This is a genomic window from Haemophilus parahaemolyticus (assembly GCF_018373095.1).
Classification (GTDB): Bacteria; Pseudomonadota; Gammaproteobacteria; order Enterobacterales; family Pasteurellaceae; genus Haemophilus_A; species Haemophilus_A parahaemolyticus_A.
On sequence record NZ_JAHAHT010000078.1, the window covers coordinates 1 to 8,569 of the forward strand.

Annotated in this window: 5 protein-coding genes, 1 tRNA gene and 2 pseudogenes; 3 read left to right on the top strand and 5 right to left on the bottom strand. The window is 38.1% G+C overall.

Going from position 1 to position 8,569, the window contains the following annotated elements; all coding sequences use genetic code 11:
* Nucleotide 1 precedes the first annotated feature (1 nt).
* Together KH943_RS07735 and KH943_RS07740 are read left to right on the top strand one after the other, a co-directional pair.
* Nucleotides 2–70 (top strand) — tRNA-Ile (locus tag KH943_RS07735).
* 195 nt (nt 71–265) lie between these two features.
* A pseudogene (locus KH943_RS07740) lies at nt 266–403 on the top strand (preprotein translocase); the annotation flags it as partial.
* 316 nt (nt 404–719) lie between these two features.
* Here KH943_RS07740 and KH943_RS07745 read toward each other — a convergent pair.
* The 3 genes from KH943_RS07745 to glgP are packed head-to-tail and all read right to left on the bottom strand — an operon-like array spanning nt 720 to nt 5,462.
* The gene (locus tag KH943_RS07745; protein WP_304109735.1) at nt 720–2,384 is read right to left on the bottom strand and encodes a PTS transporter subunit IIBC; all 1,665 of its coding nucleotides are present in this window, start codon (nt 2,382–2,384) and stop codon (nt 720–722) included.
* Between the two features lie 9 nt (nt 2,385–2,393).
* Nucleotides 2,394–3,185 carry an endonuclease/exonuclease/phosphatase family protein gene (locus KH943_RS07750; RefSeq protein WP_304109736.1) on the bottom strand — a complete coding sequence of 264 codons (792 nt, stop codon included), beginning with the start codon at nt 3,183–3,185 and terminating at the stop codon, nt 2,394–2,396.
* Between the two features lie 9 nt (nt 3,186–3,194).
* Nucleotides 3,195–5,462 (bottom strand): glycogen/starch/alpha-glucan family phosphorylase, encoded by a 2,268-nt coding sequence (glgP, locus tag KH943_RS07755; protein WP_304109738.1) that lies wholly within the window; start codon nt 5,460–5,462, stop codon nt 3,195–3,197.
* A gap of 205 nt (nt 5,463–5,667) precedes the next feature.
* On the opposite strand from glgP, the gene KH943_RS07760 reads away from it, so the two are divergent.
* On the top strand, nt 5,668–6,381 hold the full coding sequence (locus KH943_RS07760) for a UTRA domain-containing protein (RefSeq protein ID WP_304109740.1): 714 nt from the start codon (nt 5,668–5,670) through the stop codon (nt 6,379–6,381).
* 60 nt (nt 6,382–6,441) lie between these two features.
* Here KH943_RS07760 and aspA read toward each other — a convergent pair.
* Both aspA and msrB read right to left on the bottom strand, forming a co-directional pair.
* A pseudogene (gene aspA / locus KH943_RS07765) lies at nt 6,442–7,868 on the bottom strand (aspartate ammonia-lyase).
* 173 nt (nt 7,869–8,041) lie between these two features.
* Nucleotides 8,042–8,437 carry a peptide-methionine (R)-S-oxide reductase MsrB gene (gene msrB, locus KH943_RS07770; RefSeq protein ID WP_304109742.1) on the bottom strand — a complete coding sequence of 132 codons (396 nt, stop codon included), beginning with the start codon at nt 8,435–8,437 and terminating at the stop codon, nt 8,042–8,044.
* Between the last annotated feature and the right edge of the window lie 132 nt (nt 8,438–8,569).

Consider the following 8,569-nt stretch of genomic DNA (forward strand, 5'->3'; position numbering starts at 1 on the left):
TAGCTCAGTCGGTTAGAGCAGGCGACTCATAATCGCTTGGTCACTGGTTCAAGTCCGGTAGGGGGGACCATTTCAAGTTTTCTCATCTTTCTTTTATTGTCTAAACCCATTGATATTATTAGGCTTTTCTCCGTTTTTAATTTTTCTTTTCTTACGTGTTGTTGCCTTTTCTTTCATTTACAGTAGCATTTTTTAGTTATAGTCTTAGTTATACGATGTGATATAACTAAAAATTCGTATAACTAAAATTTAAGGAAAAGGCCTTTATTTGTTAGTTCAGCAGGTGGTTCAAAACTGTGGCGGTAGATATAAAAGACCGCTTACAGGTAAAGAGAATGATTTAAGCACTGGCAGCTATCCTGAAATCAGATTAGCACAAGCGAGAGCAATTCGAGAAGAATAGTCCAACGTTTAGGGTGTAGATTACTAGAATTCAGCCTTTAATTTTGTAAAATGCTCAGTATTTTTGACCGCTTGTTTTAGACAGGTCCTCCTCCACTTTGGACAATATATGCCGACGACAATTGCCAAGTATATTGCCAACAAAATAGGGGTAAAATAGATTTGGAATGAATAGGGTGAAAGATAGAAAGAAAAGGTAATTGGTAAATTTATTTGGAAATTTGACTGCTTTTTCTCCCTCTTTGAAAAATTGCTGAATACAATTTTTTCTGTCTCTCTCCCATAAGGAGAGAGAGTTTTCATAAGAGGGAGATTATTTAGATTTTAGGAATTTCCGCTCCGGATAAAAGCAAATCTTGAATATCCGATTTCAATACATCAGCTTTTGGTCCGTAGATGGCTTGGATGCCTGTGCCTTTGGCGATAAAGCCCATTGCACCAACTTGTTTCCATTCTGCTTCTTTGCCCACTAATTCTGGGTTATGAACGGTGATACGTAAGCGGGTCATACAAGCATCGACATTCGAGATGTTATCTTTGCCACCCAGTAAGTTGATGATTTTCACCACTTGTTCACTAGCGTTTGCCACTTTTTTCTCGTCTGCTGGCGTTTCGTCCGAGGTTTTTGCATCATAGTTGCCATTACGACCTGCGGTAGCAAGATTAAATTTCTTAATCATAAAATTGGCGATAAAGAACATCACTACGGCGAATAGGATTGAAACCCAGATAAAGTTCACTAAATCCATTCCGATGCCCGCTTTAATTGCCATTGGCGTACGGGTTAAGAACTCGATGTTACCGAATGAATGCATGCGTAAGTCCACAATATCTGCCATCGCGAACGCTGCACCTTGTATTACTGCATACACAAGGTAAAGCGGAAGTGCCACAAACATAAACATATATTCGATTGGCTCGGTTACGCCAGTTAAGAACACCGCAAGAGCAGAAGAGAGGAAGATTCCTTTGTAAACTTTTTTCTTGTCGGCATCCACGTTGATATACATCGCAAGGGTTAAGCCCATTAAGATACCGCTTGAGCCAATCATTTGACCCACTTTAAAGCGAGCTGGAGTCACATTATTAAGTAATTCGTTGTATTGTACAATATCGCCTGAATCTTTTAAGTTGATGAGGTCAGAAATCCATGCGAGCCATAATGGGTCTTGACCGAATACTTGTTTGCCCGCTTGTGCACCAGTTAAGAACTCATAAGTGCCACCTAATGAAGTGTAGTTCATCGGAATGGTAAGCATATGGTGCAAGCCGAATGGCAATAAGAGACGCTCTAAGGTACCGTATACAAATGGTGCAAGAATTGGTGCAGAACTTTGTGAGTTGGCGATCCATTCACCGAAATGATTGATTCCTGTTTGTACAATTGGCCAGAATAAGGCTAAGAAAATCGCTACAATCACAGAGCGGAAAATTACCACGAAAGGCACGAAGCGTTTACCGTTGAAGAAAGTGAGCACTTCTGGCAATTTACGGAAGTTGTAGTAGCTGTTAAACGTGGTTGCGCCCACAAAACCCGCAATAATTCCGACGAACACGCCCATATTTAAAGCGGGTTGTCCGAGAATATTTACGAAGTAGTGTGCAACTGGAATCTCGCCAGCGAATACAGTGCTAACGTGTGCAGCTGGATCGCCTAACATTTCCAATTTCACACCAAAGAAATTACCCGTGATTAAGTTAATCAAGATAAACGCTAAGCCAGCCGCAAAAGCACCGCCTGCTCGTTCATTCGCCCAGCTACCACCAATGGCTAACGCAAAGAGCAAGTGAAGGTTACCAATAATCCCCCAACCAATTTGGGCAATAATGTTTCCCACCATCGCGAGCCAATGGGCATCGCTAATTAACGGCAATGAGTTACCGATACTGACCATTAAACCTGCAGCAGGCATAACGGCAATCACCACCATTAGGCACTTGCCGAATTTTTGCCAAAATTCAAAACTGAGCAGTTTTTTCATTTATATCTCCTACAATAAAAGCTCAACTTCTACACCAAAATGGTCGGATACAATCGGTTTATTTTTGTTATTAAAAATCACCTGACTGGATAAAACCCTTTGGGCTTGATTTAAAAAAATATAATCTAATCGTTTCTCTTGGCTATGTCCTTGCCAGCCGTCAATCGCTTTTTCTACTGTAACGCCACGGTCTTTTTGCTCGGCAAGTTCAAAGGTATCAAGCAAACCAAGCGATTGAATTTGTTGGTAAGATTGCAAATCACCAATAGCATCGGTGTTGAAATCACCCATCAAAATTTTAAGATTACCGCTTTGACTACGCTCAACAATGTTGCGAATGTTGTCGAGTTGATTTTCGCCTTCGCAGTTTGGCAAATTGATGTGGCAAGAGTAGCAATCAATTCGCTTGCCTTGATATTCCACGGTTAAGCCGAGAATTTTGCGGGAAAGGATGGAATCAAGGCGTTGATGCTGGCTGCAATAAAACGGATCAACTTCGCACACAGGCAAGCGGGTTAAAAAGGCGATGCCTTCGTCATATTTGTCGTAACCGATGTGCGAGTTGCTCCAAAAAAGTGAGTATTTTTGCTCTGCACTTTGGTTGATTTTATTGAGTAAAATGACACCGTAGTTATCCGCTTTCAATTCCCGAGAAATGGCAGGAGATGCCATCAATTGATTTACCTCCTGCAATGCAATTACATCGTAGCCTTTTTCCACAATGGTGTCGGCAAGAATGTCGATTTTTTCCGCTTGGTTATCTTCTAACCAAGCGTGTACGTTGAGGGTCAGTAATTTCATACCTTCCTCTTAGCCCTCACAGTGCCAGATGTCAGCGTTGTATTGCGCAATGGTTCGGTCGGATGAGAAGAAACCTGCTTTGGCAATGTTTTGTACCACTTTTTCGTTCCATCTATCTTGGTCTTCATAATCGGCAAGAATTTGCTCTTTCGCTTTTATATAAGCATCGAAGTCGATTAAGGTCATAAACCAGTCTTTATTCAACAATTCGTTGTAAAGACGAGTTAAGCGCGTTTCGTTGCCTAATTTCACAATTGCAGGATTCAGAATAAAATCAACCGCTTGTTGAATGTTTTTGTCTGCTTCGTAGTAATCTTTTGACACATAGCCTGCAGTTTCATAAAGCTTGATGATGCTTTCTGAATCTTTACCGAAGGTGTAAATGTTTTCCGCCCCCGCTAATTCCGCGATTTCCACGTTCGCACCGTCCATTGTGCCAAGGGTTAATGCACCGTTTAGCATAAATTTCATATTGCCCGTACCAGATGCTTCTTTTGAGGCAAGGGAAATTTGCTCTGAGATATCGGTGGCAGGAATTAATTTTTCTGCCACGCTCACGTTATAGTTTTCCACTAAGAATACGTTTAAATATTGATTTACCTCAGGATCGTTATTAATCAATTCTGATAAGCAAAGAATTAAGTGAATAATATCTTGGGCAATAATATAAGCAGGCGCTGCTTTACCGCCAAAAATCACTGTGATTTTACGTTTTGGTAATTTACCCGCTTTAATTTCAAGATATTTATGAATTACATAAAGTGCATTCATTTGCTGACGTTTATATTCGTGGAAGCGTTTAATTTGCGTATCAATAATAGAATGTTCGTCTAATTCAATACCTTTATTTTCTTTCAGATATTTTTTCAATGCGAGTTTATTATTGAATTTAATTTCCGCTAATTTTTGATGCACGGCTTTATCATCTTTAAACGCTAATAATTTTTCTAATTCTGTGGCATCATGTAAATAACCTTCACCAATTAATACTTTAATATAAGCGGCTAATTCTTGGTTTGAAAATTCTAACCAACGACGGAATGTAATCCCGTTAGTTTTATTATTGAATTTTTCAGGATAAATCGCATAGAATGCTTTTAATTCTGAATTTTTTAAAATTTCTGTATGCAATGCTGCTACGCCATTCACCGAATTAGAGAAGTGAATATCCATATGTGCCATATGCACACGTTTGTGTTCATCAATAATTTGCACCGCAGGGTCTTTATAGGCTTTGCGAATTAATTGATCTAATTTTTTAATAATTACCACAAGGTGCGGTACCACTTCATTTAAATAAGCTAACGGCCATTTTTCTAAGGCTTCTGCAAGAATTGTGTGGTTGGTATAACCCACCATATTACGGACAATTTCTACCGCTTCATCAAATTTCAAATGATGTTTTTTGGTTAATAAACGAATTAATTCAGGAATCACCATTGAAGGGTGCGTATCATTAATTTGCACATAAGCATAATCTGCTAAATCGTGTAAATTACTGCCACGTTCAATCGCTTCATCAATTAATAATTGCGCCGCGTTAGATACCATAAAGTATTGCTGATAAATGCGTAATAATTCACCATTTTTATCAGAATCATCTGGGTAAAGGAATAACGTTAAGTTTTCTTTAATTTTAGTTTTATCAAATTCGATGCCAGTTTCAATAAGATTATAATTTAAGGCTTGAATATCGAATAAATTCAGATAGTTTTTGCTCTCTTTTTTATAGCCTAAAATATCTACACGATCTAATTTAGAGGTTAAAGTAAAGTGTTTGAACGGTACTTCATAGCTGATTTCTGTTGGAATTAACCAAGAATTCTCTTCAATCCAATTATTTGGCTCTGCGTGCTGTTCATTCTTTTTAAATACTTGTTTAAATAAACCGCAGTGATAATTTAAGCCCACGCCTTCTGCATTCAAACCTAAAGTGGACATCGAATCAATAAAGCAAGAGGCTAAACGACCTAAACCACCATTCCCTAAAGACGGCTCGGGTTCAATATCTTCAATGTGGCTTAATGATTTCCCTGCTTCAGCTAATTCGGCTTTGATCTCTTGATAAATTCCAAGGTTAATTAAGTTATTTGATAATAATTTACCAATTAAAAACTCCGCTGAAATGTAGTAAACCTTGCGTTTTGCGGTATTTTTGGGCTTATTCGCAGAAATTTCTTTTACGTAATTTAATAATTGAACGTAAATTTCACGATCACTAAGTTGTTCTAATGTTTTATGAGTAGTGGTTTGTACGAAGGTACTAAATTGGGTCATTGTAATGCTCCTTTTAAAATTAAGAATTGTGGTGCATTTTACTCTAAACTGATTCTCAATCAATTACTTTTACGTAAAAGTCAGTTTTTTTATATGAAATTGTGATGTGGATCACGTTTTTACGTATAACTTATCTGGTTTTATGGTATGCTATAAAACATATAAAGGAATAACGAATAGAGTAAGCATAAAAGAAAGGGTAAAAATGAGTAAATATAAGCAAGTTTATAGTGAAATTAAAACCCAGATTAGCCAAGGACTTTTAGCACCCAATCAAGAATTACCAAGCGAAAATGAGCTGATGCAAAGCTATGGTTTTTCTAAGGATACCATTCGCAAAGCCTTGTCTTTGCTTGAAATGGATGGTTATATTCAGAAACAGCAGGGCAGAAATTCCATTGTTTTAGCGCGTGATTTATTAAAATTACAACCGCTCTCTGAACTTAAAACGATGAGTGAGCTAAACCATAAATTTACCCATCAAGTGAAAACGCTCCTTTCTAGTTTATATATTGTGCAAGGCGAAGAGACACTTATGCGGATCTTTAATGTAAATGATCAAATAGACTTTTACCGTATAAGTCGCCATCGTGAAATAGATGGTGAAGCTGTGGAATATGAGATTTCTTATTTTGATCGACGGATTGTGCCTTTTATTAGCCGTGAAATTGCTGAACAGTCTATCTATCGCTATTTAGAACATGAACTCGGCTTGAAAATTAGCTATTCTCAGCGGGAAATTAGCTTCCGTTATGCTAATGATGAAGAAAAAGAGAAAATGGATTTAGGTGAATATGAGATGGTAGTGAGTGTTACCAGCACAACTTATTTAGCTGATGGTCGTCCATTCCAATATGGTAGTATCAGTTATCGCCCAGATAAAATTACCTTTGCTTCAACGGCGAAGCGTTCAGCGTGATGATATAAAAAATTGGTAGCTATACCAAAGGCATCGCTACCAATAACTAGATTTTTATAATTACTCTTCTTCGTTAAAACGTTTCGCTTTATAAGTCGGTTTCATTAAGTTCTCAACAGAAAGAATATCATCTAATTCAGCCTCTGTAAGCAACCCTCTTTCTAACACGACTTCACGTACGCCTTTGCCTGTTTGAGCACAGATTTTACCCACAATATCACCGTTGTGATGACCAATAAACGGATTGAGGTAAGTGACGAGCCCGATTGAATTGAATACATAATTTTGGCAAATTTCACGGTTAACAGTAATACCATCAATACATTTATCACGTAAATAACGCATGCATTTGAAAGAAGCGAAGTGGTTTCAAACATTGCTTGACCAATCACAGGTTCCATAACGTTAAGTTGTAATTGCCCTGCTTCTGCAGCAAATGTAATGGTGCTATCGTTGCCAATAACTTTAAAGCAAACTTGGTTGACTACTTCTGGTACAACAGGGTTGACTTTTGCTGGCATAATTGAAGAGCCTGCTTGTAACTCAGGCAAGTTGATTTCGTTTAAGCCCGCCCGAGGACCTGATGAAAGCAGACGCAAGTCATTACATACTTTAGAAAGTTTTACCGCTGTGCGTTTTAATGCACCGTGGACCATCACATAAGCCCCGCAGTCTGAAGTTGCTTCAATTAAGTTATCAGAAAGTACGCAAGGTAAATGGGTTACTTTTGCTAAGTTTTTAACTGCGAGCTCTGGGTAACCTTCTGGCGTGTTTAACCCTGTTCCGATTGCCGTTGCGCCTAAATTGACTTCAAGCAATAATTTAGCGGTGCGTTTGAGGTTTCTAACCTCTTCTTCTAGCAATACAGCAAAAGCTTTGAATTCTTGCCCTACTGTCATTGGTACCGCATCTTGCAACTGGGTGCGCCCCATTTTCAAAACATCAGAAAATTCGACCGCTTTTGCCTCAAAACCTTGTTGCAAGTAGTGAACTTGGTCGATGAGTTTTAACACACTGTTATAAACTGCTACGCGGAAGCCTGTAGGGTAAGCATCGTTAGTTGATTGGCTGGCATTCACATGGTCCATTGGGTTTACGATGTTATAACTTCCCTTTGGATGCCCTAAAATTTCCAACGCGAGGTTCGCTACCACTTCGTTGGTGTTCATATTTACCGATGTGCCCGCACCGCCTTGATAAACATCAGATGGGAATTGATCCATACAGCGTCCGTTTTCTAAAATCTCATCGCAGGCTTGCACAATGGCATTCGCAATTTTCTTCGGAATAACGCCCAACTCTGCATTGGTTAATGCCGTTGCTTTTTTTACCATTACCATACCGCGAACAAATTCAGGTACATCTGAAATTGTATTATTAGAAATGTTAAAATTTTCAATTGCTCTGAGTGTGTGGATTCCCCAATAAGCCTCATTTGGAACTTCTCTTTCACCAAGTAAATCTACTTCAATACGTACATCTTTCATATTAAATCCCTCTTGTGTATTTATGATTAAAATCATAACAAGCAATCCGACTTTAAAATGTGATCTATGTCATATTTTTCAAAGCGAGCTGTAGATATAAACTAGGGCAATAGATTAGATTTTTTTATCTATTCTATCGCCCTGTTCTACATAATCTCTTTGAATTCAATTAATTAGCCATCTATTTCTTCGCCAGTTTCATCCCATTTAAAATTAAGTGCAACGGAATTTAAGCAGAAACGTAAACCTGTTGGTGCAGGTCCATCATTAAATACGTGCCCTAAATGCGAATCGCACGTACCACAACGAATTTCTGTACGATGACGACCAAGGCTGTAATCGTCTAAATAACGCAGAGCATTATCTGATACTGCTTCATAAAAACTTGGCCAACCACAACCAGCATCAAATTTGGTATCGGAACGGAAAAGGGCATTATGACATCTTACACAACGATATGTTCCTATCCGATCCTCATTTAAAAATTTTCCTGTAAAAGGCAACTCTGTACCCGCATTAATCAATACATCTATTTGCTCATCAGAAAGCTCGTCTATATCTTTAATCATTGGTTATCTCCTCAAAAACTTGTTTCGGATTCTACAATTTTTTATCTAAAAAGTGTGAGAAATCTGAAAATTTTGACATAGATCATAGAAAAAGAATCTGATATATTGAGAACTGTTCTTTTTTATTGTCAA

Coding starts and splice junctions, on each gene's coding strand:
- msrB (WP_304109742.1), bottom strand. CDS start 8,437: ATGATTAAAGATATAGACGAGCTTTCTGATGAGCAAATAGATGTATTG.
- glgP (WP_304109738.1), bottom strand. CDS start 5,462: ATGACCCAATTTAGTACCTTCGTACAAACCACTACTCATAAAACATTA.
- KH943_RS07745 (WP_304109735.1), bottom strand. CDS start 2,384: ATGAAAAAACTGCTCAGTTTTGAATTTTGGCAAAAATTCGGCAAGTGC.
- KH943_RS07750 (WP_304109736.1), bottom strand. CDS start 3,185: ATGAAATTACTGACCCTCAACGTACACGCTTGGTTAGAAGATAACCAA.
- KH943_RS07760 (WP_304109740.1), top strand. CDS start 5,668: ATGAGTAAATATAAGCAAGTTTATAGTGAAATTAAAACCCAGATTAGC.